Origin of the sequence: Pelagibacterium mangrovi (assembly GCF_036662815.1) — a bacterium.
GTDB classification, from domain to species: domain Bacteria; phylum Pseudomonadota; class Alphaproteobacteria; order Rhizobiales; family Devosiaceae; genus Pelagibacterium; species Pelagibacterium mangrovi.
In genome coordinates this window covers 1-26,615 of record NZ_JBAFXA010000014.1, presented here as the reverse complement: position 1 = coordinate 26,615, position 26,615 = coordinate 1, and the positions used below count along the sequence as shown (strand labels likewise).

26 protein-coding genes and 1 pseudogene are annotated in these 26,615 nt (G+C 62.6%); 17 read left to right on the top strand and 10 right to left on the bottom strand.

The features are described from left to right. Window positions 1-206 precede the first annotated feature (206 nt). Both glyS and V4T21_RS18610 read left to right on the top strand, forming a co-directional pair. The gene (glyS, locus tag V4T21_RS18615; RefSeq protein ID WP_332719733.1) at window positions 207-2,243 is read left to right on the top strand and encodes a glycine--tRNA ligase subunit beta; all 2,037 of its coding nucleotides are present in this window, start codon (window positions 207-209) and stop codon (window positions 2,241-2,243) included. Between the two features lie 54 nt (window positions 2,244-2,297). Then, window positions 2,298-3,278, top strand: coding sequence for a DUF808 domain-containing protein (locus V4T21_RS18610; RefSeq protein ID WP_332719731.1), 981 nt, complete (start codon window positions 2,298-2,300; stop codon window positions 3,276-3,278). Here V4T21_RS18610 and rnhA read toward each other — a convergent pair. Then, window positions 3,275-3,736, bottom strand: coding sequence for a ribonuclease HI (gene rnhA / locus V4T21_RS18605; RefSeq protein ID WP_332719728.1), 462 nt, complete (start codon window positions 3,734-3,736; stop codon window positions 3,275-3,277). The two genes, V4T21_RS18610 and rnhA, sit on opposite strands and share 4 nt — an antisense overlap. Beyond that, a complete protein-coding gene (ispH, locus tag V4T21_RS18600) occupies window positions 3,733-4,707 on the bottom strand; it encodes a 4-hydroxy-3-methylbut-2-enyl diphosphate reductase (protein ID WP_332719726.1) in 975 nt (324 codons plus the stop codon). Before ispH ends, rnhA begins: the two co-directional genes overlap by 4 nt. A 132-nt stretch (window positions 4,708-4,839) precedes the next feature. On the opposite strand from ispH, the gene V4T21_RS18595 reads away from it, so the two are divergent. Continuing rightward, on the top strand, window positions 4,840-7,131 hold the full coding sequence (locus V4T21_RS18595) for a putative PEP-binding protein (protein WP_332719735.1): 2,292 nt from the start codon (window positions 4,840-4,842) through the stop codon (window positions 7,129-7,131). Window positions 7,132-7,985: 854 nt separating this feature from the next. Further along, window positions 7,986-8,414, top strand: a pseudogene (locus V4T21_RS18590) (cell wall hydrolase); the annotation flags it as partial. A 60-nt stretch (window positions 8,415-8,474) separates the two neighbouring features. On the opposite strand, the gene V4T21_RS18585 reads toward V4T21_RS18590, so the two are convergent. From V4T21_RS18585 to ygfZ, 3 genes are all read right to left on the bottom strand, one after another. Further along, window positions 8,475-9,011: a hypothetical protein gene (locus tag V4T21_RS18585; RefSeq protein WP_332719723.1), complete on the bottom strand. Its 537-nt coding sequence runs from the start codon at window positions 9,009-9,011 to the stop codon at window positions 8,475-8,477. 384 nt (window positions 9,012-9,395) lie between these two features. Continuing rightward, complete coding sequence (locus tag V4T21_RS18580) at window positions 9,396-9,998, bottom strand: HD domain-containing protein (protein ID WP_332719721.1); 603 nt, start codon at window positions 9,996-9,998, stop codon at window positions 9,396-9,398. A gap of 30 nt (window positions 9,999-10,028) precedes the next feature. Then, window positions 10,029-10,862 carry a CAF17-like 4Fe-4S cluster assembly/insertion protein YgfZ gene (gene ygfZ, locus V4T21_RS18575; protein WP_332719719.1) on the bottom strand — a complete coding sequence of 278 codons (834 nt, stop codon included), beginning with the start codon at window positions 10,860-10,862 and terminating at the stop codon, window positions 10,029-10,031. Window positions 10,863-10,987: 125 nt separating this feature from the next. Here ygfZ and V4T21_RS18570 point away from each other — a divergent pair, with 125 nt between their 5' ends. The 7 genes from V4T21_RS18570 (at window position 10,988) to rlmN (ending at window position 17,570) form a co-directional block, all read left to right on the top strand. Continuing rightward, window positions 10,988-11,557: a helix-turn-helix domain-containing protein gene (locus V4T21_RS18570; protein ID WP_332719716.1), complete on the top strand. Its 570-nt coding sequence runs from the start codon at window positions 10,988-10,990 to the stop codon at window positions 11,555-11,557. Window positions 11,558-11,666: 109 nt separating this feature from the next. Then, a complete protein-coding gene (locus tag V4T21_RS18565; protein ID WP_332719715.1) occupies window positions 11,667-12,857 on the top strand; it encodes a glycine C-acetyltransferase in 1,191 nt (396 codons plus the stop codon). Next, entirely contained in the window at window positions 12,857-13,891 is a 1,035-nt protein-coding gene (gene tdh / locus V4T21_RS18560) for an L-threonine 3-dehydrogenase (protein ID WP_332719712.1), read from the top strand. The genes V4T21_RS18565 and tdh overlap by 1 nt, the downstream gene beginning before the upstream one ends. A 110-nt stretch (window positions 13,892-14,001) precedes the next feature. Further along, window positions 14,002-14,910, top strand: a complete 909-nt coding sequence (locus V4T21_RS18555; RefSeq protein ID WP_332719710.1) for a lipid kinase — start codon at window positions 14,002-14,004, stop codon at window positions 14,908-14,910. 40 nt (window positions 14,911-14,950) lie between these two features. Next, entirely contained in the window at window positions 14,951-15,520 is a 570-nt protein-coding gene (locus V4T21_RS18550) for a TetR/AcrR family transcriptional regulator (protein WP_332719708.1), read from the top strand. A gap of 32 nt (window positions 15,521-15,552) precedes the next feature. After that, complete coding sequence (locus V4T21_RS18545; protein ID WP_332719706.1) at window positions 15,553-16,425, top strand: bifunctional helix-turn-helix transcriptional regulator/GNAT family N-acetyltransferase; 873 nt, start codon at window positions 15,553-15,555, stop codon at window positions 16,423-16,425. Window positions 16,426-16,511: 86 nt separating this feature from the next. Further along, window positions 16,512-17,570, top strand: coding sequence for a 23S rRNA (adenine(2503)-C(2))-methyltransferase RlmN (gene rlmN / locus V4T21_RS18540; protein ID WP_332719704.1), 1,059 nt, complete (start codon window positions 16,512-16,514; stop codon window positions 17,568-17,570). 288 nt (window positions 17,571-17,858) lie between these two features. Here the strand turns inward: rlmN and V4T21_RS18535 are convergent, their stop codons facing one another. The 3 genes from V4T21_RS18535 to V4T21_RS18525 all read right to left on the bottom strand — a co-directional run bounded on the left by V4T21_RS18535 (window position 17,859) and on the right by V4T21_RS18525 (window position 18,989). Beyond that, window positions 17,859-18,134, bottom strand: a complete 276-nt coding sequence (locus V4T21_RS18535) for a hypothetical protein (protein ID WP_332719702.1) — start codon at window positions 18,132-18,134, stop codon at window positions 17,859-17,861. A gap of 82 nt (window positions 18,135-18,216) precedes the next feature. Next, window positions 18,217-18,585 carry a TIGR02301 family protein gene (locus V4T21_RS18530; protein ID WP_332719700.1) on the bottom strand — a complete coding sequence of 123 codons (369 nt, stop codon included), beginning with the start codon at window positions 18,583-18,585 and terminating at the stop codon, window positions 18,217-18,219. Then, a complete protein-coding gene (locus V4T21_RS18525) occupies window positions 18,582-18,989 on the bottom strand; it encodes an NUDIX domain-containing protein (RefSeq protein ID WP_332719698.1) in 408 nt (135 codons plus the stop codon). The genes V4T21_RS18530 and V4T21_RS18525 overlap by 4 nt, the downstream gene beginning before the upstream one ends. A gap of 48 nt (window positions 18,990-19,037) precedes the next feature. Here V4T21_RS18525 and V4T21_RS18520 point away from each other — a divergent pair, with 48 nt between their 5' ends. From V4T21_RS18520 to V4T21_RS18510, 3 genes are all read left to right on the top strand, one after another. After that, a complete protein-coding gene (locus V4T21_RS18520) occupies window positions 19,038-19,781 on the top strand; it encodes an SOS response-associated peptidase (protein ID WP_332719696.1) in 744 nt (247 codons plus the stop codon). A gap of 376 nt (window positions 19,782-20,157) precedes the next feature. Continuing rightward, window positions 20,158-20,391, top strand: a complete 234-nt coding sequence (locus V4T21_RS18515; RefSeq protein WP_332719694.1) for a hypothetical protein — start codon at window positions 20,158-20,160, stop codon at window positions 20,389-20,391. 118 nt (window positions 20,392-20,509) lie between these two features. After that, window positions 20,510-22,174, top strand: coding sequence for an aq_1923 C-terminal domain (locus V4T21_RS18510; RefSeq protein WP_332719692.1), 1,665 nt, complete (start codon window positions 20,510-20,512; stop codon window positions 22,172-22,174). Window positions 22,175-22,182: 8 nt separating this feature from the next. Here V4T21_RS18510 and V4T21_RS18505 read toward each other — a convergent pair whose 3' ends face one another. Together V4T21_RS18505 and V4T21_RS18500 are read right to left on the bottom strand one after the other, a co-directional pair. After that, a complete protein-coding gene (locus V4T21_RS18505) occupies window positions 22,183-22,740 on the bottom strand; it encodes a hemerythrin domain-containing protein (RefSeq protein WP_332719689.1) in 558 nt (185 codons plus the stop codon). Between the two features lie 57 nt (window positions 22,741-22,797). Further along, window positions 22,798-24,210: an FAD-binding oxidoreductase gene (locus V4T21_RS18500; RefSeq protein ID WP_332719686.1), complete on the bottom strand. Its 1,413-nt coding sequence runs from the start codon at window positions 24,208-24,210 to the stop codon at window positions 22,798-22,800. Window positions 24,211-24,351: 141 nt separating this feature from the next. Between V4T21_RS18500 and fabI the strand changes: the two genes are divergently transcribed. The 3 genes from fabI to V4T21_RS18485 all read left to right on the top strand — a co-directional run bounded on the left by fabI (window position 24,352) and on the right by V4T21_RS18485 (window position 26,301). Continuing rightward, window positions 24,352-25,155, top strand: a complete 804-nt coding sequence (gene fabI / locus V4T21_RS18495) for an enoyl-ACP reductase FabI (protein WP_332719684.1) — start codon at window positions 24,352-24,354, stop codon at window positions 25,153-25,155. A gap of 65 nt (window positions 25,156-25,220) precedes the next feature. Continuing rightward, window positions 25,221-25,847 carry a histidine phosphatase family protein gene (locus V4T21_RS18490; protein ID WP_332719682.1) on the top strand — a complete coding sequence of 209 codons (627 nt, stop codon included), beginning with the start codon at window positions 25,221-25,223 and terminating at the stop codon, window positions 25,845-25,847. A gap of 22 nt (window positions 25,848-25,869) precedes the next feature. Then, window positions 25,870-26,301 carry a group III truncated hemoglobin gene (locus tag V4T21_RS18485; RefSeq protein WP_332719680.1) on the top strand — a complete coding sequence of 144 codons (432 nt, stop codon included), beginning with the start codon at window positions 25,870-25,872 and terminating at the stop codon, window positions 26,299-26,301. Window positions 26,302-26,615 lie beyond the last annotated feature (314 nt).

Below are 26,615 nucleotides of genomic sequence, written 5' to 3'. Positions count from 1 at the left end.
CGCCATAAGCCCAAAATCTCGAACGCATGGGGCGATGACCGCTTCATACTAACTACAAACCTGCGGAGCGCTCATCGCCCCACGCCGTCTATCCGCAACCCGAGGCTTCTGGCCGTCGGCCACATCCGCACGCGCCAATGGACATTTTCGCGCCCGCCTGTTACCCGTTCCGCCCGCGTTGAACTCCCGTATCCAAGGCCCCGACCATGCCCGAATTGCTGCTTGAGCTCTTCTCAGAGGAAATCCCCGCGCGCCTGCAACGCCGCGCCGCCGAGGACCTCAAGAAAGCAGTGACCGATGCGCTGGTCGAAAGGGGATTGGTCTATGAAAGCGCCGGGGCTTTCGCGACCCCCCGTCGCCTCGCCCTGACCGTTACGGGCCTCCCCGCCGCCTCGCCCGATACCCGCGAAGAGCGCAAGGGCCCCAAGGTCGGCGCGCCCCAGCAAGCGATCGATGGTTTCCTGCGCGCTGCGGGCCTTTCGAGCATCGATGAGGCCAAGATCCAGTCCGACGAGAAAAAGGGCGATTTCTACGTCGCGGTGATCGAAAAAAAAGGCGCCCCGGCGCTCGAAATCCTGGGCGATATTCTGCCCGCCACCGTCAAATCCTTTCCCTGGGGCAAGCCCATGCGCTGGGGCACGGGCCGGCTGGAATGGGTGCGCCCCCTGCGCGCCATCACCGCAACCTTCGGCCCTGATGGCGAAGAGCCCGAAATCGTCCCCTTCGAACTCGGCACCATCAAATCGGGCAATGTCACCTTCGGTCACCGCTTCATGGCGCCCGAGGCCATCAAAATTCGCCGGTTCGACGATTACGTGCAGGCGCTCGAAAAGGCCCGCGTCGTCCTCGATATCGACCGGCGCAAGCAGATCATCAAGGCCGATGCCGAACAACTCGCCTTCGCGCAGGGCCTGGACCTGATCGCCGATGATGGGCTGCTCGAAGAGGTCGCCGGGCTTGTCGAATGGCCGGTCGTCATGATGGGCACGTTCGATGAGGCCTTCCTCGCCGTTCCGGAAGAAGCGATCATCGCCACCATCCGGGCCAATCAAAAGTGTTTCTGCCTGCGCGACGCTTCAACCGGCAAGCTCGCCAACAAATTCATTTTGACCTCGAATCTCATCGCCGAGGACGATGGCAAGACCATCGTCTCGGGCAATGAACGCGTCATCCGCGCCCGTCTCTCGGACGCCAAATTCTTCTACGAAACCGACCTCGAAACCCCGCTGGCCGACAATCTGCCCCGGCTCGAGGACGTGGTTTTCCACGCCAAGCTCGGCACCCAGGCCGAACGCGTCGCCCGCATCGAAAAGCTCGCCGCCGAAATCGCTCCGCTGGTCGGCGCCGATGTCGAAGACACCAAGCGCGCCGCCCGGCTCTCCAAGGCCGATCTGCCCACCGGCATGGTCGGCGAATTCCCCGAGCTCCAGGGCCTGATGGGCCGCTATTACGCGCTGGCACAGGGCGAAAAACTCCAAGTCGCCACGGCGATCGAAGAGCACTACAAGCCCCTCGGCCCCTCCGACCGCGTGCCCGCCAATCCGGTCTCCACCGCCGTCGCCCTGGCCGACAAGCTCGATATCCTCACCGGCTTCTGGGCCATCGACGAAAAGCCGACAGGCTCGAAAGACCCCTATGCTCTTCGCCGTGCCGCCCTGGGCGTTATCCGCCTGATCGTCGACAACAAGCTGCGCATCGCGCTGAAACAGTTCGTTTCCGATCCCGATCTGCTGGGCTTCTTCCACGACCGCCTGAAAGTCTCGCTGCGCGATTCCGGCGCTCGCCATGACCTCGTCGATGCGGTGATCTCGGCTGACAGCGACGACATCCTTCAGATCGCTGCCCGCGTTTCCGCACTTGGCTCGCTCCTCGATGCCGAGGACGGCAAGGCGCTCCTGGCCGGCTACAAGCGCGCCGCCAATATCCTGGCCGCCGAGGAAAAGAAGGACGGCACGGCCTACGCCGGCGCCGTCGAAGGCGCCAAGCTCGCCACCTCCGAGGAACAGGTGCTCTCGACAGCAATCGATCTGGCCCGCACCGACGTCACCACGCGTCTGGAAGGCGACGATTACGCGGGCGCCATTTCGGTTTTGGCTGGCCTGCGCACGCCGGTCGATGCATTCTTTGAAAAGGTTCTCGTCAACGATCCCGATCCGGCCATCCGGATCAACCGCCTCAACCTGCTCGCCCGCCTGCGCGATACCATGCATCTGGTGGCCGATTTCGGTAAGGTCGCGGGGTAGGGAACCGGCAACGGACCAAATGGTTTATTTAAGCCCTGCCAAACGGAGCCTCCCATGAGCGTCGGCCTTCTCGCCCTTCTCGATGACGTAGCCGCCCTCGCCAAGGTGGCCGCCGCCTCCCTCGACGATATCGCCGGCCAGGCGATGAAAGCCGGCGCCAAGGCCGCCGGCGCGGTCATCGACGATGCGGCGGTGACGCCGAAATACGTCCATGGCTTTTCCGCCGAACGCGAATTGCCAATCGTGGGCAAGATCGCGCTGGGCTCGATCAAGAACAAGCTGATCTTCCTGCTCCCGGCCGCGCTGATCCTTTCGGTCTTCCTCCCCTGGCTCATCAGCCCGCTCCTGATGATCGGCGGCGCCTATCTCTGCTATGAAGGCGCCGAAAAGCTCTACGCGATGATCGCGCCGCACGCCGCCCACGGGCATGAGCAGAAGGTCGAACCTGCTGCCGCCAATGCTCAGGCGCTGGAAGAAGAAAAAGTGGCAGGCGCCATCAAGACCGATTTCATTCTCTCCGCCGAGATCATGACCATCGCGCTATCGGCCATCCCGGCAGGTAACGTCGTCTATCAGGCGATCATCCTGTTCGTGGTCGCCATCGGCATCACTGCCGTCGTTTACGGCGGCGTGGCACTGATCGTAAAGGCCGACGATTTCGGTGTCTATCTCGCCAAGAACGGCCGCACCGGTTTGGGCCGCGGGTTCGGACGCGGCCTCGTCAAGGCCATGCCGGGCTTCATGCAAATCCTCTCCGTTGTCGGCACCGCCGCCATGCTCTGGGTGGGCGGCAGCATCATCGTCCACGGTCTGGCGGGCATGGGGTTCGATTGGCTCGAGCACGTCATCGTCGATATCGCCCACGTCGTCGAAGGCGTGATCCCCGCCATCGCCGGCGCTCTCCACTGGCTCACCGAAGCCTTCCTCTATGGCGTCTTGGGCGTGATCCTGGGCTTCATCCTCATCCCGGTCGCCGAACACGTGATCGCGCCGGTGCTGGGCATGTTCAGGAAGGAGAAGCCGGCGGCGCACTAATCGGCGGCCGTTTTCCCGTTCTTCTTGAACGGCGCCATGCCTTCGTTGGCCAGCCGGTCGGCGCGTTCGTTGAGGTCGTGACCGGCATGGCCCTTGACCCAATGCCAGGTCACCGTATGGCGCTTCACCGCCTCATCGAGCGCCTGCCAGAGTTCGACATTCTTGACCGGCTTCTTGGCGGCGGTCTTCCATCCGTTCTTCTTCCAGGCAAACAGCCAGCCCTGGATGCCGTTCTTGACGTATTGGCTGTCGGTGTAGAGCTCCACCGCGCACGGACGTTTCAGCGCATTGAGCGCTTCGATGGCGGCGGTCAGCTCCATCTGGTTGTTGGTCGTATTGGCCGCGCCGCCCTTGAGCTCCTTGACGTGCTCGCCATATTCGAGCACCGCGCCCCAGCCCCCCGGGCCGGGATTGCCCGAACAGGCCCCGTCGGTATGGATAACGACGGTTTCACTCACCGCCCGCTTGCCTCTTCGAGCTGGCGCAGTACCCGGGGGATATTGAAGGCGATGTTTTCTTCCGCCGTCACCGCGATCTCGACATTGACGTCGAACCGCTCGGCAAAGGCCTCGATCACTTCCTCGACCAGCGCTTCGGGTGCCGAGGCCCCCGCTGTGATCCCCAGCGAGGAAATGCCCTCGAAAAGACTCCAGTCGATATCGTCGGCCCGCTGCACGAGCACGGAAACCTTGCAGCCCGCGCGCTCGCCCACCTCGACCAGTCGCATGGAGTTCGATGAATTGGGTGCGCCCACCACGATCATCGCATCCACCTTCGGCGCCACCGCCTTCACCGCTTCCTGGCGGTTGGTGGTCGCGTAGCAGATGTCTTCCTTGTGCGGCACCGCGATCTGGGGGAACCGGCTCTTGAGCACCAGAACGATGGCGCTGGTGTCGTCCACCGAAAGCGTGGTCTGGGTGACCAGCGCCAGATTGTCCGGATCGCGCGGCGTGAAGGCTTCGGCGTCCTCGACGGTCTCGATGAGACTTATTCTCCCCGGCGGCAATTGGCCCATAGTGCCGATGACTTCCGGGTGCCCTTTATGACCGATCAGAACGATATCATGGCCTTCCTCGGCGTGCCGCTGGGCTTCCACATGCACCTTGGTGACCAGGGGACAGGTGGCGTCGAGATAAAACATATTGCGATGCTGCGCCTCGGCGGGCACCGATTTGGCCACGCCATGCGCCGAAAAGATCACCGGCGCTTCGGTGCCGGCGGGGATTTCGTCGAGCTCTTCGACAAAAATGGCGCCCTTGGCCCGCAGCCCATCGACCACGAATTTATTGTGCACGATCTCGTGGCGCACATAGACCGGCGCACCGTACTTTTTGAGCGCCAGATCGACGATCTGGATGGCCCGATCCACCCCCGCGCAAAATCCGCGCGGTGCGCACAAAAGGATGTCGAGGGAGGGCTTGTCTGTCATGGCCATGACATGCGGGCTGGCACCGCCCAAGTCAAGCCACCTTCATGTGACCTTTTGCGATCCGAAAGGCCAGTTGCCGTAATTGGCGGTGGCGGGCAATATGGCACCGATTCAGTCGGGATTTTTCTTTTGGTGGCGCCTTCCCAGCAGATGTTCGCAGTCGCCCCGGCTCAGGGAAAGCCCTCTCTGAGCCGCGCACAAACTCGGCTGCTGGCTGGAAAGGCGAAATGGCTCTATGCCGCCGCCGTCGCCGGGCTCGATGTCGTCCCCACCATCGCCATCACCCGCGCCGCCTGGGACGCGTTGCAGGCCGAACGCAAGGACGGCGCCGATACGCTGCGCAAGGTCTGGGTGGCGACGCTCTTCAAGCTGGTTGGACCCGGTGCCCGGCCGCCCGAACTTGTTGTCCGCACATCCGCACCCCATTACGTTGCCGGGCTTTCATCGGCCCGCACCGGCATCCGCGCGCCGACCAATGCGTTGGAGGCCGTCGATCCGGGCAGGGCGCTCGGCAAGGCCATCGCGGCGGCCTTCGCCAGCTATGGAACCGATCTTGGCGGCTGGATGGCCGAGGCTGAGCGCGAGGAGCGCGACGGCCAGATCGTGATCGTTCAGGCGACCGCCGCCGGCAAGCTCGAACGGTTTGTGTCGCGCCATGCCGCCACGGGCAAACTGGGGCCGGTGCCGATGCCCGGCGAGTCCCTGCCGCTTCTGCCACCGAATGCGACGGAGCTCCTCAAGGTCATCGATGCCGCGTCGGGCCAGCATATGGCGTGCCTCGTGGCCATCGAATCCGGACGTGCGGTCTTTCTCTCCGCCCGTCCGGTGCAGGTCAGCCCGGGCGCGCAACTGGAAGCCTCAATCGAACGGGTCGAAGCCGGCGTCTGGACGCCGGCCGAGGCGGTGCGGCGCTTCAATCCAGCCCAATTGCCGCAATTGCTCCATCCGCGCCTGACCGATCACGGTAAGGCAACGCCGATTGCTACGGGCCTCGGCGTTTCTCCTGGAGCGGCGAGCGGTGAGATCGTTTTCACACCCGACGATGCCGCCCGGTGCAGAGCACGGGGGCGACACTGCATTCTCGTCGTCATGGAAACCGGCCCCGGCGATATCGAGGGCATGAAGGCAGCCACCGGGTTCATCACCGCGCGCGGCGGCATGACGAGCCACGCCGCGGTCGTCGCCCGTCTCACGGGCAAGCCGTGCGTCGCCGGTTTGCGCAGCCTGCAGATCGATGTGGAAAATGGCGTCTGCAAGCTGGGCGAAAGAACCGTCTCGGCCGGCGAACGCATCACCATCGACGGTTCGGAAGGCACCATCTATGCCGGCGCGCTGCCGCTTTCGCGCCCTCATATCGGCGGCGCTCTCTCGCGCCTGCTCGATTGGGCCGACGATAGCCGCACCATCGCCGTCCGCACCAATGCCGAAACCATCGAGGCGGCGCGCACGGCGCTGAGTTTCGGCGCCGAAGGCATCGGGCTGGCCCGATCCGAGCACATGTTCTTTTCCGGCGAGCGCATGCGCGCCCTGCGGCGGCTGATCCTTTCGGAAAACGAGGAAGATCGGGCCACTGCGCTCGAAGGGCTGGTGGATTATCAGGCCGCCGATTATGCCGCCCTCTTCCAGACCATGCAGAACAAGCCGGTGACCGTGCGGCTTTTCGATCCTCCCCTGCACGAATTCCTGCCGCGCACCGAGGACGATATCGAGGATACGGCCCAGGCACTGGGCCTTTCGCTCAAGGCGCTGCGGGCGCGTTTGCAGCGGCTCGACGAGGTCAATCCGATGCTGGGTCATCGCGGCGTGCGGCTGGTGATCACCTATCCTGAAATCCTCGCCATGCAGGTGCGTGCCCTGGTGGCGGGCGTCGAAGCGGCGATGGAAAACCAGGACCTGCCGGTCAATCTCGAGATCATGGTGCCGTTCGTCACCTCGGCCCGCGAGGTGGCCTGGGTGAAATCGCGCGTCATGGACATCGTGGGCAATGCTGAAATTTTCAGCCGTGGCGCCAATCTGGCCTTCGGGACGATGATCGAACTGCCGCGCGCCTGCCTGCGGGCCGGGGATATCGCAAGGGAAGTCGATTTCATTTCCTTCGGCACCAACGATCTGACGCAGACCACCTATGGCATTTCGCGCGACGACGCGCCCGCCTTTCTGGCCACCTATCACCGCCGCGCGCTTTACGACGTCGATCCGTTCGTCACCATCGACCAGCGCGGGGTGGGCGAACTGATCCGGATCGCCATCGAGCGGGGCAGGGCGGTCAATCCGCGTCTGAAAGTCGGCATCTGCGGCGAGCATGCGGGCGAAACCAATTCGCTGCGCTTTTTCTCCGGGCTCGACATCGATTACGTCAGTTGCTCGCCCTATCGGGTGCCCGTCGCACGCATGGTGTTGGCCCAGTCAGACGCGACAAATTAACCACCCCGCTCGGGTCGTTTTTCATTTCTCCGCCGCAATCTGAACTTTTCCGCGCCCCTTTGCCCGTGTTTACACCTTTCTAACCTTAATAACCGATCATCGAAATTGTCGGCTTTTGATCAGGTTAGTGTTGCACAACTGCATCGCGAACCAGATCACAATCGGCACCGAAACGATGGCGTTCTTCATCAAGGGTTTCGGTGCTCGGCGTAGCGCCGGCGGGTCAGTGGTTGTGGCGTAAAAAAAGCGTTAGTATGGCGTACGGAATCTCCCCGGTACGTGCCGGTCGGGCGCGTGCCTCGAGCAGAGTTTTGAAAGCCGTAGGGGCAGTGGCGCTTTCCGCCGCCGCTTATGGGTTTGCGGTCCCAGGCACCGGTGGCTTCCGCGCCGTCGATCCCTTGGTCGACCTCCCTCCCGCACGCTCGGCATCGGTCGATTTCCAGTCGGGCGAGCCGGTGATTTCCGGCACTGTTGCCACGCTGTTCGACTCCCCGATTTTCTCCGGCCCCAATCGCACCGACAAGACCGATCGCGCGCGCCCCGAGGTCAACCTCGTCGCCTTCACCCAGGCCTTCGATGCGGTGCGCCTTTCGATTGCCGATGCCCGGAACGCCGGCAACGCATACGTGCCCCAGCAATCGGGCGCGATGGTTGCCCAGGCCGATGACGAAGCCGAGGATGGCCCGCGTATTTCGGTGGCGGCCATCGACCCCGGCGCGATGCGCACCGACGGCCTCGCGGCCATCGACGCCTTCGCCGATGGCGCCGATGTCGATCCCACCATTCCGCGTCCGGCCGGCGTGCCCGAAACCCTGGCCTATGGCCGCGCCACGACGCCCGCCACCGATTTTACGCCCAATCACACCTATTCCGAGCGCGAGCAATGGTGCCTGTCCACCGGCATCTATTTCGAAGCGCGCGGCGAGAGCTATCGTGGCCAGGTCGCCGTTGCGCAGACCATCATGAACCGTGTCGAGCACCCGAACTACCCCGACACCATCTGCGGCGTGGTCTATCAGAACCAGCACCGCCGAAATGCCTGCCAGTTCTCGTTCGCCTGCGACGGCATCGCCGACCGCATCAACGAGCCCGCCGCCTGGGCGAAGGCTCAGGAAATCACCCAGACGGTGCTCAACAAGGAAATTTTCTTGACCGAAGTGGCCGACGCGACCCACTATCACGCCACCTATGTGCGTCCCCATTGGGCTCGGAACATGGACAAGCTGACCCAGGTGGGCCTGCACGTCTTCTACCGCTTCAAGGCCGGCTGGCAGTTCGGCTAGAGCGTTTCCAGCAAAAGTGGATACCGTTTTTGCGGTTCGGAAACGCGATGCTCTAAGGATTCAATAGGTCCGATAGCACGAAGCGAACGATCCGCTCACCGAGCACGAGCGCACGCCTCTTTCGGTGACGGCATTGAGCACCAATGCGCCGCCGGCCGGATCGCGCCCGAGCGACAGGATCGAAAAGCCCGGACCTGCGGGCCGATAATATGGCCAATGATAATGGCCTTCTTCCTCAAAAACGCGGCTGACCTCGATCCCTGTATAAAGGACGTGCGGGGACGCCAGCCCATCGGTCGAATACGTCCCCGTCGCGGTCGTTGCGATATTGACCTCGCTCACATGGCCATAACCGACCTTGCGCACGACCGAAGATGAGATCGGCTCGAGCGAAACCTCCGGTGAATAGGCGATTTCATACTGCCGGTCGTGGAACTTGACCAGCCTGGAGAGCGGCGGAGGATCGGTGTTGATCAGCCCGTCGGCGCGCACCGTTCCGGCCCCCAGAAACGTCGCCAGGATCAGCACCGCCGCCACGCCCACGCGATAGCGCAGGGCGATGCTCCGGCTGATGCGTGGCTGTCGATCAAAGCGCATGGGACGACTCTCCGTTCCGCGACGTCTTAACGCTTTATCAACCTTTCCGATCGGTTAACGCAAAGCCTCTCGGCTCATAGGGTTAACGTATAAAATGAGATTAAAATTGTTGAAATACAACACGCTAGACTGAGATGGGTGTCGATAGCGCAAGCCTAAATCGGCCACGCACCCCATCTTCTCCCCCGTCGTCTTCGGGCTCGACCCGGAGACCCGCAAGGCTTCCTCACACGTCAGCAGAAGTGTGACCCCCAGCTCCTTCCGCACGACCGGCAGCGTTGCGGATTGTCGGGTCAAGCTCGACAATTACGAGGGAGAGGATGGTGGAAAGGGAGCCAATCATCCCTCTTCGGCTGCACTCGTGAAATGCCAGCCCAAAAAACGCTACGCGCTCAAGCTCTCGAAAACCGCGATGAACTGATCATGCGCCTGCTGGGTCGGCCAGGGCCGGATGAGGCGTTCGAAACCGGGCAGGTCGAACCCGGCCAGGGTCGGTTCGCCGAAGAATTTTCGCGCCTCGTCGGGCGAAAAGCCCGCAAGGTTGACGGCTTCGAAAAACGCCGCTTCGCGATCGGCCCGCTTGATGAGCTTGCCCAGCGCGGCAGGTGCAATGGCGGGCAGCCCGAACCGGACGTGGATGGCGCCCAAAAGCCTTGCCTCCACGTCGCGATAATTGCCGCCCATCGCTGCTTTGAACGGCGAAATGATATCGCCCATCACATATTCAGGGGAATCGTGCAGCAGCGCGTAAAGTCGTCCCCGATCGTCCATCTCCGGCTCCATCGCCGAGGCGATTTCGAGCACCAGCACCGAATGCTGGGCGACCGAAAATGCATAGTCGCCCTTGGTCTGCCCATTCCAGCGGGCGACGCGCGCCAGACCGTGCGCGATGTCGGAAAGTTCGACATCGAGCGGAGAAGGATCGAGCAGATCGAGACGACGCCCCGACAGCATGCGCTGCCAGGCGCGGGATTGTACGCGTGCCATTAGAGCCTGTCCAAGCCCCCTCGATGTGCCCTATTCGTCTTCGGAATCGCTGCCCGATTGCGCAAAACCGTAACGCGCCCATTCGGGCAGGGCAAGCGAGACGGGTGTGCCATCGACCGAAGCCGCGTCCGGATCGGTGATCTTGTCGATCCGCATGACGGCCACCGCTTTCCCGTCGATGGGCGTGCCCATCGTCCCCACGCTTTTGCCGCCGAGCAGGATGGCACCACCCCGCGCGCCCGATGCAATCCCCGAGACGATGACCGGACGCCGCCTCGCCGTGCCCCGATGCTGCATGCGCGAGACGACCTCCTGGCCGACATAGCAACCCTTCTTGAAATCGACGCCACCCAGATGGTCCATGCCGATATCGTGCGGGAACCCATCCTCGGCATCGAAATCGGGACCCATTTCGGCAATCCCCGCCGCGATCCGCGCCTTGGCCTGACCGTCGCCATCGCGCCAGCCTTCGGCCTCGGCCAACGGAGCTATCACCCGGTAACCCAGTCCTTCCGCGCGTCCGTCGCGATGGACGATCCCCGTTTCGGGCGCTTCCCGCGACCAGCCCACCGCATGAGTCTCGGCCAGCGGCTCGATCTCCATCTTGGCGCGCAAGCGGTACATCTTCATGCGCTTGAAAAAGTTCTCGGCGACCGAGGTGTGCACGTCCACCCAATGGGCGCCATCGGCCCAGCCGATCAGCCCTTCGGCCAAAATCTTGCCCTGCGGCGCAAGCAGCGCGAACCAGCGCGCCGCGCCATCGTCTTCGAGAACCGGCGGCGTCAGCACGTCGTGAAGAAGGCGCGTCGCGTCAGGGCCTGAAAACCTGAACGCCACCCGTTCGCTGCGTTTGTCGATTGTCATCGCTGCCTGTCCCGTGAGTCGATCCGCATAGGTAGCCTTGATAACGACCCAATCAAGAGCAGTCGACCAACCCCGCTGCAATCGTATGAATTGCGGGCAGTCGCTTTCGTCTCTAAATCTGTCTCATGAGCGACGTCACACCTCCCCAGATTGGCCCCGTCATCCAGAAGGCGCGCAAGGCGCGGCATCTGACACTCGAACAGCTCGCCCGTCTGTCGGGCGTTTCGCGCTCCATGCTCAGCCAGATCGAACGCAGCGAGACCAACCCGACCTTCGCCGTGGTCTGGAGCCTCACCCAGGCGCTCAATATCGAATTTTCCGATCTGGTCTCGGGCGATGCGGTGGCGCGCAAAACAGCGCTGATCGATATCGTCCCCGCCGATCACGTCCCCCTCATCGCCTCGCCGGACGGCGCCTGCCGGCTGAAAATCCTCTCACCTCCGGGCCTTGCGGGAAAGACCGAATGGTATCTGGTGGAAATTGATCCCGGCGGCGCCCTGGTCAGTGCGCCCCACGCCCCCCGCACGCGCGAGCATCTGACGGCTCTGACCGACGGGCTGGCCGTCACCAGCGCAGAAACCACCACAGCGCTCACCGCCGGCGAAGTCGCCCGTTATGCCGCCGATGTTCCGCACGCCATCTCCAACACATCGGACAGCGTGGCGAGCGGCTGGCTAGTGGTTCTCTACAACTGAGCTGAAGCGTTTTCAGGGCAACGCATGCCCCCGAGACGCGTTCTCAAACAGGCGTTGACAGAAAATCCGATATACCGGAAATTATCTCCAGCAAACAGGAGTACTCATCATGATGGACGGCTTTGCCCGGCATTTGAGCCATACGCTCGAGGAAATCCGCGCGGAAGGGCTCTACAAATCCGAAATGGTGATCGGTTCTCCCCAGCAGGGCGAAGTGACGGTCGGCGGTCGGACCATGGTCAATCTCTGCGCCAACAATTATCTCGGGCTGGCCAACGATCCCGAAGTGGTCGAAGCCAGCATCGAGGCGCTGGAAAAATACGGCTCCGGCATGGCCTCGGTGCGATTCATCTGCGGTACTCATGAGCTGCACAAACAGCTCGAACAGACCGTCGCCCGCTATCTGGAAAAGGACGATGCCATCCTTTTCGGCTCGTGCTTCGATGCCAATGGCGGCATTTTCGAAACGCTGCTCGGCCCCGAAGACGCGGTGATCTCCGACACGCTCAACCACGCTTCGATCATCGATGGTGTGCGTCTCTCCAAAGCCAAGCGCTACCGCTTCTCGACTTCCGACATGGACGATCTGCGCCTACAGCTTCAAGCCGCCGACGACGATGGCGCCCGCTTCAAGCTCATCGTCACGGATGGCGTGTTTTCGATGGATGGCTATATCGCCAAGCTCCCCGAAATCTGCGACCTGGCCGAAGAGTACAAGGCCGCCGTCCTGATCGATGAGTGTCATGCCACCGGCCATCTGGGCGAAAAGGGCAGGGGCACGCCCGCGCTCACCGGCGCCGGCAACCGTGTCGACATCATCTCGGGCACCTTCGGCAAGACGCTGGGCGGCGCCATGGGCGGTTTCATCGCCGGCCCGCAGCCGGTCGTCGATCTGCTCCGCCAGCGGGCCCGGCCCTATCTCTTTTCCAACGCCCTGCCACCCTCCGTCGCCGCCGGCGCCATCAAGGCCATCGAAATCGCCGAAAAGGCGGACGACCGCCGCGCGACATTGCAGGCGCACACCTCGCGTTTCCGCGCAGCGCTGACCGAGGCGGGGTTCGATCTCGTCCCCGGCGAAACCCCGATCATCCCCGTGATGCTCTACGATGCGGTCAAGGCGCAGGAGATGGCCAAGGCGCTGCAGGATCGCGGCGTTCTGGTCTCGGCTTTCTCGTTTCCCGTGGTTCCCAAGGGCAAGGCGCGTATCCGTACGCAAATGTCGGCAGGGCTTTCGGAGGACAACATCACCTTTGCCATCGATGCCTTCATCGGCGCGGGTAAAGAGCTTGGGGTGATCTGATGACCCGCACCATGAAAGCCCTCGTCAAGGCCAAGTCCGAACCCGGCCTCTGGATGCAAGACGTCCCCATTCCCGAAATCGGCCCCGACGACGTGCTGGTCAAGGTCACGAAAACCGGCATCTGCGGCACCGATCTGCACATCTACAAATGGGATCAATGGGCGCGGCAGGCCGTCCCCGTTCCCATGACGGTCGGCCATGAATATTCGGGCACCATCGCCGAGCTCGGCGCCAATGTAACCCATCTCAAGCTCGGCCAGCGCGTTTCGGGCGAGGGGCACGTGATCGGCTTCAAGTCCCGCGCCAGCCGGGCAGGGCGGTTCCATCTCGATCCCGAAACGCGCGGCGTCGGCGTCAACCTGCCCGGCGCCTTCGCCGAATATGTGAAAATCCCCGCCTTCAATATCGTGCCACTCCCCGACAGCGTCGATGACGAACTCGCCGCCATTCTCGATCCCCTCGGCAACGCGGTGCACACAGCACTCGCCTTCGATCTGGTGGGCGAGGACGTGCTGATCACCGGCGCCGGCCCCATCGGCATCATGAGCGCGGCAGTGGCCAAGCATGTCGGCGCGCGCCACATCGTCATCACCGACCCCAACGACAACCGGCTCGAACTCGCCAAGAAGACCGAGCCATCTGTCGTCACCGTCAATACGTCCGACGATCTGCGGGCCGTCGCCCAATCGCTCGGCATGAGCGAAGGCTTCGATGTCGGTTTCGAAATGAGCGGCGCCCCCGCCGCCATGGCCAGCCTCACGGAGCATCTGGTGATGGGCGGCAAGATCGCCATGCTGGGCCTGCCCTCCAAGCCCTTCGAATATGATTTCGCCAAGATGGTGCTGAAAATGATCACCATCAAAGGCATCTATGGGCGCGAGATGTTCGAGACCTGGCACAAGATGCTGGCCATGCTGCAATCGGGCCTCGATATCCGCCCGGTCATCACCAACCGCTTCCCGGCCGACCAGTTCGATACCGCCTTCCAAAGCGCCATCCAGGGTGGCGCGGGAAAGATCGTGCTGGATTGGTAACCCTGCCATGACCAAATCGTAAGGTCCGCGCCGCAATTTCTCCGTATAGGAAGGGTCAACAAGCGAGGTATTCGCTTTAGCTACTGTCCCGCGGCCGGAAACGATTTTTGATGACTGACGCTTCTCCTCCGAAAATCCGGCGCGCCCTGATGCTGGTCAACCCCAATGCGCGCCGGGGGAGCGAGGCTGTCGAGCCCATCGCCAAGCGCCTGCGGTTCAGGGGCATGGAGGTGACGGTCGAGCGCTTCAAATCGCCCGACGAGCTGGCCGCCGACATCGCCCGGCGCCGACACGAGGTCGATCTCGCCATCGTCTGCGGTGGCGACGGCACCATGAATGCTGCAGCCCCGGCCATAATCGAGACGGGCCTGCCCATGGGCGTCATTCCCATGGGCACCGCCAACGATCTCGCCCGCACGCTGCACATCCCCGAAAGCTACCAGCGCGCCGCCGATATCATCGCCGACGGTCACACCCGCGCCATCGATGTGGGCGTCGTCAACGGCCGCCCGTTCTTCAACGTCGCGAGCATCGGGCTTTCGGCGGAACTCGCCAACAAACTCTCTCCCGATGTCAAACGCCGCTGGGGCAAGCTCGGCTATGCCCTGACCGCCCTGCAATTGGTCTCGACCGTCCGTCCGTTCTCGGCCGAGATCGTTTCGGGCGACGAGGTCACCAAGGTCAAATCCCTCCAGATCGCCGTTGGCAATGGCCGTTATTACGGCGGCGGCACCGTGGTCGAGGCCGACGCCAAGATCGATGACGGCACGCTCGACCTCTACAGCCTCGAAACCGGCGACGTGCTGAAACTCTTCCTCATGCTGCGAGCCTTCCGCAAAGGCACTCACGGCACCTGGACCGAGGTGCGCACGGCAAAGGGCGACGGCTTCGAAATCCGCACCAGACGCCCCCAGCCGGTCAACCTCGACGGCGACCTCGTGACCGAAACCCCGGCCCGGTTCGAAATCCGCACCAAGGCGATCACGGTTTTCGTCCCGGAAAGCTACGCGCTCTCCTGACACCTTGCCATCTCCCGCGCTTGTCTGCCATTGAGATGCCATGCCCAGGCCCAAGCTTCATTCCGACGAAACCATCCTCGCCGCCGCCGAGCAGGTGCTGCTGACGCGCGGGCCGTCCAATTTCACCCTGAGCGATGTGGCCAACGCCGTCGGCATTTCCCGCGCCGCGCTCATCCAGCGCTTTACCGACAAGGCCACCCTGCATCTCAAGGTGATGGAGCGCTCCACCCAGGAGGTTCGCGATTATTTCGCCGCCGCGCCCAAGGACACCGGCCTTGCACCGCTTTGGGCCCTGCTCAAGGATCTGATCGAGGGCATGGGGGCAGGGGATGGCTTTGCCGGCTATCTGCTGCTCGAATGGAGCGACGTCGTCGACGACCGTCTCAACGCCTTGGCCCGCGAACGCAGCCGCATGGTCTCAGACGCCATCCTGGATCGTCTCCCCGCCGCTCCGCACGATCCCCGCACCGCCGCCGGCCTCGTCCAATCGGTGATCCAGGGCGCCACCATGCAATGGCTGATCGACAAGCAAGGCCCCCTCAACACCTTCGTTATCGACCGGACGCGGAACCTGCTGCAAATCCTCTACCCCGACCACGCCTTCGATTGACGCAGAAAACTATCTGACTTAAGTCAGATATCATGTCGCTCGATCCCGTTGCCCGCTTTCGCCGTTTCTCCCGCGCCGTCACCTCCGAAGTCGGCGCCCTCGACACGTCCTTCCTCGGCCGAGGACGCCCGCTCGGCTCGGCCCGCGTTCTCAACGCCATCGGCCACGGACGCACCGACGTCGCCCAGGTGCGCGATTATCTCGGCCTTGACTCCGGCCTCATGAGCCGTCTCCTGCGCGGCCTCGAAGAAGAAGCCCTGATCGAAATCCGCCCCGATCCCGCCGATGGCCGCCGCCGCATCGCCGCGCTGACCGAAGCCGGGCAGCGCGAATTCGCCGCCTATGAGCAAATCTCCAACGACAGGGCCGAGGCGCTCCTCTCGCGTCACCCGCATCCCGAGGCGCTGCTGGCCGCCATGGATCTCGTCGCCTCCGCCTTGGGCCGCGACCGGATCGTCTTTCAGGAACTCGACCCGCGCTCCGAACCGGCCCGCTATTGCCTCGGCGAATATTACGCCGAACTCGCCCGCCGCTTCGAAAACGGCTTCGAAGTCTCCCTTTCGCGCGACCCCGATGCACAGGACATGATCCGACCGCGTGGCAGCTTCATCGTCGCCCTTTCCGATGGCCTGCCCATCGGCTGCGTCGGGCTCAAGGGCGGCGTGGATTATGCCGAAATCAAACGCCTCTGGATCGCCCCCTCGGCGCGCGGGCTGGGGCTCGCCAAGCGCTTGATGGCCAAGATCGAAGACATCGCCCGCGATCTTGGCATCACCACCCTCCGCCTCGACACCAACCGCGCTTTGCCCGAAGCAATTGCGCTCTACCGCAATTCCGGCTGGGCCGAAATCGAGCGCTTTAACGACGATCCCTATCCCGATTTCTTCTTCGAAAAACGGCTGTGATTGCGTCGGGGTTGATAATAACCGACACAATGGTTATAAATGGGAAATCGCAGGCCAAGCCTGCATTCTGAACCCCCGATTGCTCCATGACTTCCGCCGTTCTCACCCGAACCGCGGCCGCCTCGACGCGTGCCGCGCAGCCGCCTTTCGCCCTCGATCTCGACCGCGCCGCGTTCGAGCGCCTGAACGCGCGCGCCACCCGGCCCATTGCCTATCGCGATCTCTTTTCGTCCCATGCCGATCTGCCGAAGCCTTTGAAGCGCTGGGCGGAAGAGCAGGGGGTAGAACTGCGGCGCCTGTCGCTGCGCTCGCGCGAACGCGGCACGCGCTCGGAAAAATTCCTTTTCGCTCTGCCGGATGGCTACGCCATCGAAACCGTTCTCATCCGCCGGCACGACGGGTTCACCGCCTGCGTCTCCTCCCAGGTCGGCTGCGCCTTTGCCTGCCGGTTCTGCGCGTCGGGGCAGGCGGGGCTCAAACGCAACCTCACCGCCAGCGAAATCGTCGAACAAATCCTGCGGCTTGGCCCCAGGGTCAACCGGATCGTCTTCATGGGCATCGGCGAACCGCTCAACAACTATGAAAACGTGCTCAAGGCCATCCGCATCCTTCGCGACCGGACCGGCATGGCGTTCCCGACCTCGGGCATCACCATCTCGACCATCGGCATCCCCAAGGCTTTGAAGGCGCTGCGCGAGGAGCATCTGAAGCTCAACCTTACGATCTCGCTGCACGCCACCACGCAGGAAAGCCGTGCCGCACTGATTCCCGGCGCCAAAAAGCACGACATCTCCGAAGTCGTCTCGCGCGCCCTCTCATGGGCCGACCGCCACAACCGGATCGTAACCTTCGTCTATCTCGTCCTGCCGGGAATAAACGACACTCGCGCCGATCTGGACCGTCTCTGTGCCATGTTCGCCGGCCAGCCGGCCCGCATCAATCTCATGCGCTGGAATCCGGTGGATGGCGTCGCCCTCGGTCGCACCGACGATCGCACGCTGGCCCTGTTCCGCGCCGGCCTCGAGCGCGCGGGCATTCCGGTCGTCGTGCGCGACACGCAAGGCCGCGACATCACCGCCGCATGCGGCCAGCTCTGGCTTCGTGATCTGAAAGGGTTACCGGTGGCCAAGCGGCAGGACAAATAGATATTCTGCCATTCGTGGCCGGCGCTGCACTGGATGCCGGGAATAAATCCCGGAATGACAACGGAGTGGTATCGCAGGCGGTGCCTCAAACCCCAGACTGTCATTCCGGGATTTATTCCCGGAATCCAGCAGCAGCCTTTCAGCAACCACGGCCTTCAGGTCGCCTACTGCAACACCCGATCCAGCGAGTATTCCCCATTGCTGATTCGGTTCGCGCAATGTGCAAGCCGACGTTTCGTCGGCGCCGACAAAGTTGCGCCAAATAAAGACTCTGGACCGGGTACGCCCCTACTGCAACACCCGATCCAGCGAGTATTCCCCATTGCTGATTCGGTCCGGAATGTTCCCGATCAGTTGCGCCACGGCCTCTTCGCCATAATCGCGCACAAGCGTGGCGATGGCCGCGAACAGCGCGGCGTGGGCGAGGGCTTCGGTGTCGATTCCGTCCGTATCGGCCGCATTCCAGGCATCTGCGAGATATTCGAGCGCCATCTGGCGCTCTTCCTGCTCGGCTTCGATGCTGCTTGAGCTCGTCGGGAACGGAAAACTGGTGCGTGTGGTCATGCGCGCTAGTTACCATGCCTTTGTGGCACTGCTAAGAGGAAATGACCAATTGGTTAACGCGGTGACCCAAATTGGGGAAATCTCATTCAGCGTAGCGCTGGTGGATGTCGCGTGCCAGCGTGTCCCCCTCGGCCAGAAGCCGGGCGATCGCGGTCTGTGCCGATGGCGTGCAGCTTCGGTAAAAGCGCGCATAGGCTTCGTAGCCGGCATTGAACGCCCCGGCCAGCCGGGCGCGCCGGTCCTCGTCGGGCTCGTCAAGTTCGATCAGCTCGGCCATCTGCCCACGCCAATCATTGGTGGCGTCCCCGCAAAGCGGGGTCAGCATGTAAAGACTGCCCAGAATTTCGGAAAGCCGCTCCATCTGCCCCTGATAGGGCGGATCGACCGCAAGGACGGGCAGGGGGGCAATGGCAACGATCAGAGCAAGCCAGCGCAAAACGATTCGCTTCATGGCTCGGTGCCCATAAGCCCCAGCGTTATGGCGCATGTCCTGACGATTCTGATGAGGTCGTCGGTGGTGCGATAGGCCTGCACCTCGTCAACATGCACCCATTCCCAATCGCGGATTTCCGGGCTGGTGATCGGCGCCGAAATCGGGCAGAGCGCGGTAAACACTGCCAGCGTATAAGTCTTGTCGCCCTCGCCGACCGTTTCGACCAGCACCTGGACGGGATCGGGAACGATCAGCCGCGTTTCTTCGAAAAGCTCCCGCTGCACGCATTCAACCGGGGTTTCTCCCGGTTCCATCTTTCCGCCGGGAAAGGTCCAAAGGCCCATGAACGGGGCGTAAGCCCGCTGGATCAGCAGCACTTCGTCGCGGTGGAAAAGCCCGATCGAGCAGGCATCGGGCTTCATCTGGAACTGACCTTCTCTATAGTGGGCAACGAATTGGAAAGATGAATCATGTGCGGCCGATACGCAATTACCTTGCCTGATGAGGCCATGCGCCAGATCTTTGCGACGGACAATTTAATTCAGTCCGTGCCGCGCTACAATATTGCACCCACTCAACCGGTTATCGCCATCTGGCACGATGAAGCGGGACGCAGGGCCAGGCTCGCCCGTTGGGGGCTGGTGCCCCATTGGGTCAAGGACCCGCGTGAGTTCCCGCTTCTCGTCAACGCGCGCGCCGAGACCATGGCCGACAAGCCCGCCTTTCGCGATGCGGTGCGGCACAAGCGCTGCATCCTGCCCGCCTCGGGCTATTACGAGTGGAAGACGCTGCCCAACGGCAAGAAGCAGCCCTATTTCATTACCCATGAAAATGGCGAGCCCATCGCCCTCGCCGGCCTCTATTCCACGTGGATGGGGCCTGATGGCGAGGAGGTCGATACCGTCGCCACCATCACCGTGCCCGCTGGGCCGGATGTTAAGCACATCCACGACCGGATGCCGGCCATCATGAAGGGTGAGCAGATCGATCTCTGGCTCGACGTGCGCAACGTTCGATTCCCCGAGGTCGAACCCTTCGTCGTGCCGCAGCCCCAAGGCAGCATGGCGTCGCATCCGGTTTCGATTCGCGTCAACTCCGCCGCCAATGAGGGGGCCGATCTCATCGAGCCGGTCAGCGAGACTCTCGAAGCCGCACCCGATGACAAGTCCATGATAGTCAAGGCAAAAAAAACCGATCAGCTCGACCTTTTTTGACGTTAGCACCCGGAACCGGTTCTGCCACATCCCGTTCTTGGGGCAGGAATTTTCGTCGTCGCGTGCCGATTTGGCACATTCGCACTCGATCTTTTCATCAAGCCTTGTTATTCATAACTTGTGGCACCAGCTAAGGTGCCCCGAGGTCAGGCTGGAGAACGGCAAATGGTAAAACACACTGCATGGGCACGCCTGACCGCGTCCGAGACCACCTGCGTACGATTTAGCCTCAAACGTACCGGTCTCATGTGTCGCTCCTGGATGTGGCGCGTATCGCGACTTTAGTCGCCCGCCCCGTCACAAGACCCTCACATAAGACTGTTAGCACCGCCCCGGCGCTGGGCGGAATTTGCGTGATGCAGAGTGTTTTTCGATCATGACCAAGCCAATCGTTATCTCAGTTGCCGGTGAACCTCAGGGCGTCGTTGTCCCCAACGGAACCGATTTCCGCTTCATGGCGGTTAAGCTCGGCGTGTTCCCGCTCGACGGCAAGATTTTCGAGTCCATCGACGCGGCCCGCGCCGCAGCCGAGGCCGTGGTCGAAGGCGCCGCCGAACTCGCCCAGTCGTTCAAGCCAGATGATGGCACGGACGAGGGGCTGGTCGCTTAAGGCTGTGTTGCAGGCAAACGCCATCGCCGCACAACACCTCCAATTGTCCCCCAGCCATTGAACTCCGCACCTCCTATCTGGCACAAAGCATCAGACAGGGACGGCAAGGAGCGGCATCGTGCACAAAAATTCTCTTCGGATCGGGTTTCTGGCATCCGCCGTTCTTTTATCCGCCCCGGCTCTGGCCCAGACCGATACCGGTATCGAAATCATAGGGCTTTCGGTAACGGAATCGACGCTCGATGAGCAGGCCATCACCGAAATCCTTGGCGGTGAACTGTCGTCCCACGCCGAAGGGCTGGCCGCACTCAATGCCCAGAGCATTACGATCGACCGGATAGCCTTCGTCTCGCCCAGCGATGAAGCGGTGCGCGTCACGCTATCGGGAATCGTGCTGGCAAACGTGGTCGATGGTGTCGCCGCGTCGGTCGGCATCGATTCGGCCGAGATCGTCGGTGACGATGGCTCGTATGGTAATTACGGCCTGCTGACTGCCGCCGATCTCGATATCCAGGCCTGGCTTTCCATGACCGGTATGATCGAAGTCGAACCCGGCGATGATCTGGTGCCGGTTTTCTCCCGGTTCGACTTTTCGGGCGGGCATCAGCAATTCGACGATGGAAAATGCGCCTTCGGCGCCACGCATCTGGGGCAACTCGAAATCCGGCCCGCCGATTGGAAAGATGTCGAGACGCTTGCCGAGCAGGTCGATCTCGACAATGCCGATATAGACGAACGCGCGCTCTCCCAGGTTTTGTCCGGCTTTTCGCTCGGCGGGATCGATATGGGCCGATGGGAATGCAGGTTCATCGATTCGGACGGCCGCCCCATGCGGTTCGGGTTGGGCGGCTTTTCCACCGGCAGCTTTACGCCCGGCCATTGGCCCGAAATCGAGATGTCCGACTTCATCGTGGCCGTCGAAAATCACGCCGAGGCCGGCGAAGTGAGCTTCGCCACCCTCAATATCGGCAGCACCGATTATTCCCATGTGCTCGCCCTGGCCGATTTCGATCTCGACGATCAGAGCCCCGAGGCCATCCGCCGCTCGATTCCCCATTTTTCCGGCTTCTCGATGAGCGATGCGCGCTTCGACATTCCTGACGGGCCGGGCAGTCGCATCGCCATCGGCATGGACAGTTTCGAGCTCGCGCTCAACGATTGGTTCAACGGCATCCCCACCGACGTTTCGTTCGCCCTCACCAACCAGACCCTTGATTTCGATTTCGGGCCTGCTTCCCTTGCCGATGCCGAAATGATCGCCATGCTCGGCCTGGCCGATACGCCCATCAGCATGTCCGGCGCCATGTCATGGGACCGGGACAGCGAAACCATCGGCGTTGATTCGATCACCTATAAATGGGGCGATCTAGGCACGCTTTCCTTCTCGGCCGGCCTTTCCAATGCCACCGAAACGCTCTTTTCCTTTGACGAGGACGAAATGCTCGGTGCGTTCATGACCTTGGGTCTGGCCGATTTCGACTTCACCGCCATCGATGGAGGCATTATCAACCAATTCGCCAGCATCGAGGCCTTTGCAACCGGTGGCGACCCGCAAAAACTGCGGTTCGAGCTGGCCGAACAGGCAGCGCCCGAGCTGACCCGGGACCTGCCGGCGGCCCTCGCCGAACCGATCCTCTCCTTCCTCCGTGGAGGCGGCACGCTGTCGATCGATGGACAACCCGTCGGCGGAGCCCCGGTGCCGCTCCTCAGCCTCACGGCGCTCGAAGACGATGCGGTGGCGCTGTTCGAGAACTTCGATATCCGGATGACCCATACCGAATAGGCCGAAGGTTAAGCCCAGATGTTGAAATAACCCAGCGCGTCGCCGATCGAGTCTTCTTCATACCCCAGGTGCGAGAGCAGCACGCGCTCCAGCGCGTCGTTGACCTCCACCGCGTCGGCGAAGTTTTCGGCGTTGGGCTCCCGCACCAGCGTGTTGAGCGCCCCGATCAGCCTGACCAGCAATTCATGCACCACCTCATGCTCGGCCTGCAGCCGGTCGGTGACCTTCTTCCAGGCTTCGCCCTTCTGCGAAAGCACGGGAAAAAATCCCGCATCCTCGATCGAATGGTGAGTGTGGACCACCTGGCAGTGCTGGCCGCACAAATTTCCGAACCGCCGGAAATTGTGCACCATGGTCAGCGCCTCGGCTTCCTCCTCGACCTCCCGAACCGTCTTCTTGCCCGCCATGATCTCGTCGATCATCGTGCGCAACACCTTGGTGTTCTGCCGCAGATGATCGTGGATCGCCTTGAGATGCTGGCCATAGACCTTCTGTTGCGGCGTAGCGTCGAGCCTGGGCGCCACCGGGCGCGTGGAATCATCGAGAAAAGTGATGTCGAGGAGCATGGGGGAATCGAAATCTTGTGAGGTTGAGCTCCTATCTAGGCATTCCCGCCCCGATTGCTACCCCAGCAATTTCCCCGGATTGAGAATGCCCTTGGGATCGAGCGCCGATTTGATCGCCCGCATCATCTTGAGCGCCACCGGGTCCTTCACCGCCTTGAGTAGATCGGTCTTGAGCTGCCCGATCCCATGTTCCGCCGAAACCGACCCGCCCAACTCGCGCACCACGGCATAAACCGCCTCATGCACCGCCCCGGCTTTCTCCATAAACGCCGCTCCGTCGGCCCCCTCGGGCTGGGAAAAATTGAAATGGATGTTTCCATCCCCAAGATGCCCGAACGGCACCGGCCTGATCCCCGGCGCCGCCCGCGCCGCTGCCGCGCTGCCCCGCGCGATCAGCTCGGGCACCGCAGCGACCGGCACGGAAACGTCATGCTTGATCGATGCCCCCTCGCGCGATTGCACCTCGCTCATCTGCTCGCGCGCCATCCAGAACGCCTGCCTCTGGGCCAGCGACTCCGCAACAACGCCATTATCGACCAGCCCCGCCTCAAACATCTCCTCGACCGCCTCGCCCAACGCTCCGGCCTTGCCCCCCCTGGGCACCGAAATCTCGGCCAGCACATACCAGTCCGACATCGCCGCCGTAGGGTCCTGCCCAATCATCCCGTGCTTGAGCTGGAAATCGAACCCGATGCGCGGCATCAATTCGAACGCCGTCAGCGTATTGCCCGCCCGCGCCCGAAGCCGGGTGAACACCTCCAGCGCGACCTGGGGCGAACCCACATTGAGCAGCGCCGTCTCATACGTCTCCGGCTTTGGAAACAGCTTCAGCGTCGCCGCCGTGATAATCCCCAGCGTGCCTTCCGATCCCACCAGCAGATCCTTGAGGTCATAGCCGGTATTGTCCTTCCGCAGCGCGTTGAGCCCATTATAGATCGACCCGTCCGCCAGCACTGCTTCCACCCCCAGGCACAGCTCCCGCGCATTGCCATAGGACAATACCTGCACCCCGCCCGCGTTCGAGCCCAGGACGCCCCCGATCCGCGCCGATCCCTGCGAGGCGATATAGAGCGGGAACATCATCCCCGCCTCCTCGGCAATCTCATGGGCTTCCTCCAGCGTCGTCCCCGCATCGAGCGTCATATGCCCCGCCGCCGCATCGATCGCGCGCACACCCTTGAGCCGCGATATCGAAACGATCACCTCGTCGCCAAAACGCGGCACCTGTCCGCCGACCAATCCGGTGTTGCCCGCCTGCGGCACGATATGGACGCCCACCTCATGGGCCCACTCCATCACCGCCTGCAGTTCGGCCACGGTGCGGGGCAGGGCGATCGCCTGCGCTTCGGTATGGAACCGCCGGCGCGGTTCGGAAAGATAGCCTGCCATGTCCGAGGGTTCGGCCAACACGCTCTCAGGCCCCAAAAGCCCGATAAGCGCCGGAACGATCTGATCTTTGGTTAGCGTCATGAAAATCCCGTCCTGAAACCTGCCGTCATTATCGCATGCGGCAAATGGTGTTGGCCACAGGGCCGATCGGTGTCCCACCTTGCCCGTTCCCATCCCCTGTGCCAAAACCGGCGGTAACTTAACGATCATCGGAGAACATGAATGGCTGGTTTGATGGAAGGCAAGCGGGGGCTCATCATGGGCGTCGCCAACAACCGCTCCATCGCCTACGGCATTGCCAAGGCGCTGCACTCGCAGGGCGCGGAATTGGCCTTCACATATCAGGGCGAGGCGCTGCATCGCCGCGTCGAGCCGATCGCCGCAGAGTTCGGCTCCGATCTGGTCCTGCCATGCGATGTGACCGACGCCGACGCCATGGACGCTGTGTTCAACGTGCTCAAGTCCCAGTGGGGCAAGCTCGATTTCCTCGTCCACGCCATCGGCTTTTCCAACAAGGAAGAGCTTGAGGGCCGCTATGTCGATACCACCCCAGGCAATTTCGCGCTGACCATGAACATCTCGGTCTATTCGCTGACCGCGCTCGCCAAGCGCGCCGAAGCGATGATGGAGCCGGGCGGCTCGATCCTGACGCTGACCTATTACGGCGCCGAAAAAGTGCTCCCCAACTACAACGTCATGGGTGTTGCCAAGGCCGCGCTGGAAGCCTCGGTGCGTTACCTCGCCACCGATCTTGGGCCCCAGGGCATCCGCGTCAACGCAATCTCCGCCGGCCCCATCAAGACGCTGGCTTCGTCGGGCATTTCTGATCTGCGCGAAATGCTCAAGTGGAACGAAGAGAACGCGCCGCTGCGCAGGAATGTCACTATCGATGAAGTCGGCAATTCCGCCCTCTACCTGCTTTCCGATCTGGCGAGCGCGGTGACCGGCGAAGTCCACTACGTCGATTCCGGCTACAACGTCATCGGCATGCGCGCCCTTCCCAAGGACGAGCCGGCCGGCGAATAAACTCCAGTGTCGGAGCGCGGAGATATCTTGCGCGCTCCGCTGTCCGCTAACCGATTGATATGGATATGCATCAGGTCACCTGGCCCGATTTCTATTTTGCACGCCACGGCGAAACCGACTGGAACCGCGAACGCCGCTATCAGGGCAGCCGCGACATTCCGCTCAACGAAACCGGCCGCAAACAGGCCGATTCCAACGGCGTATTGCTCAAATTCCTGCTTGAAGAGCAGGGCGCCGCGCCCGACCGGTTCCGCTGGTATGCATCTCCCCTAAGCCGCGCGCGCGAAACCATGGAACGCATGCGTGCCGCTTTCGACGTGCCGCTGCCCGAAGTGATCTACGACGAGCGCCTTGTCGAAATCTCGTTCGGCAAGCTCGAAGGCACGTTGCACGATGAGATCGCGCGCGAGCGCGAGGCCCTGGCCCCCGGCCAGCGCGATTCGAGCTATTGGCATTTCCGCCCCGAACAGGGCGAGAACTATGACGATCTCGCCCACCGCCTGCTCGATTTCGCGTCGGGGCTGACCGACCATTCGATCATCGTGGCCCATGGCGGCGTCCTGCGCGTGCTCCGGCATCTCGTCGAGGGCGCCGAGCGTGCCGAAGTCCTCAACTGGCAGCCGCCCCAGGGCGTCATCGCCCATTTCGTCGGCGGCAACATGACGCTCCATTCGGCGCAAAAGACGTGGTAGAGGCCTAGGAGCGAGGCAAAAGATGACTCCTCCCGACGACAACCCCCTGACCCGGCCGGGCCCGGCCCATCCCGATATCACCGACCCCGATATCGCGCTTCTTGTCGCCACCTTCTACGGCCGCGCCCGCGAGGACGAGGTTCTGGGCCCGATCTTCAACCGCGCGGTCGATGATTGGGACCACCACATCGCCCAGATCACCGATTTCTGGTCCTCGATCATGCTGCGCACCGGCCGCTATTCCGGCCGTCCACTCAACCCCCACCTCCGCCTGCCGATCGAGGGCGTCCATTTCGACCGCTGGCTGGCTCTTTTCGAACAAACCGCCCTCGAAATCTTCACCCCGGAAATCGCCCACGAATTCATGATCCGCGCCCGCCGCATCGCCGACAATTTCGAAATGGCCATCGGCACCATGCGCGGCGAAATCCGGACGCCCCGGCATTCGCGGTAGATAGCACGGGGACACCTGGCTCAACCGCAGCGCCTCCTACTTCCCAACCCTTCTCCACCAGGAGCGAAGGGGGCTCCTGTGACAGCACCGACGTTTTCTCCAGACCCAGCCAAGAGCTCCCCTTCTCCCCTGGTGGGAGAAGGTGGCCGCGAAGCGGTTGGATGAGGGGGCGCTGAGCCGGCAACACATACAACCGCAAGAAGCATGCCCCCAATCCTTCCCCCAATCCCCGCCGCTGTCACCCCGCAGCACCGGCCCACCTTCTCCCCTTGAGGGAGAAGGTGGGCCGGCGAAGCCGGGTCGGATGAGGGGTG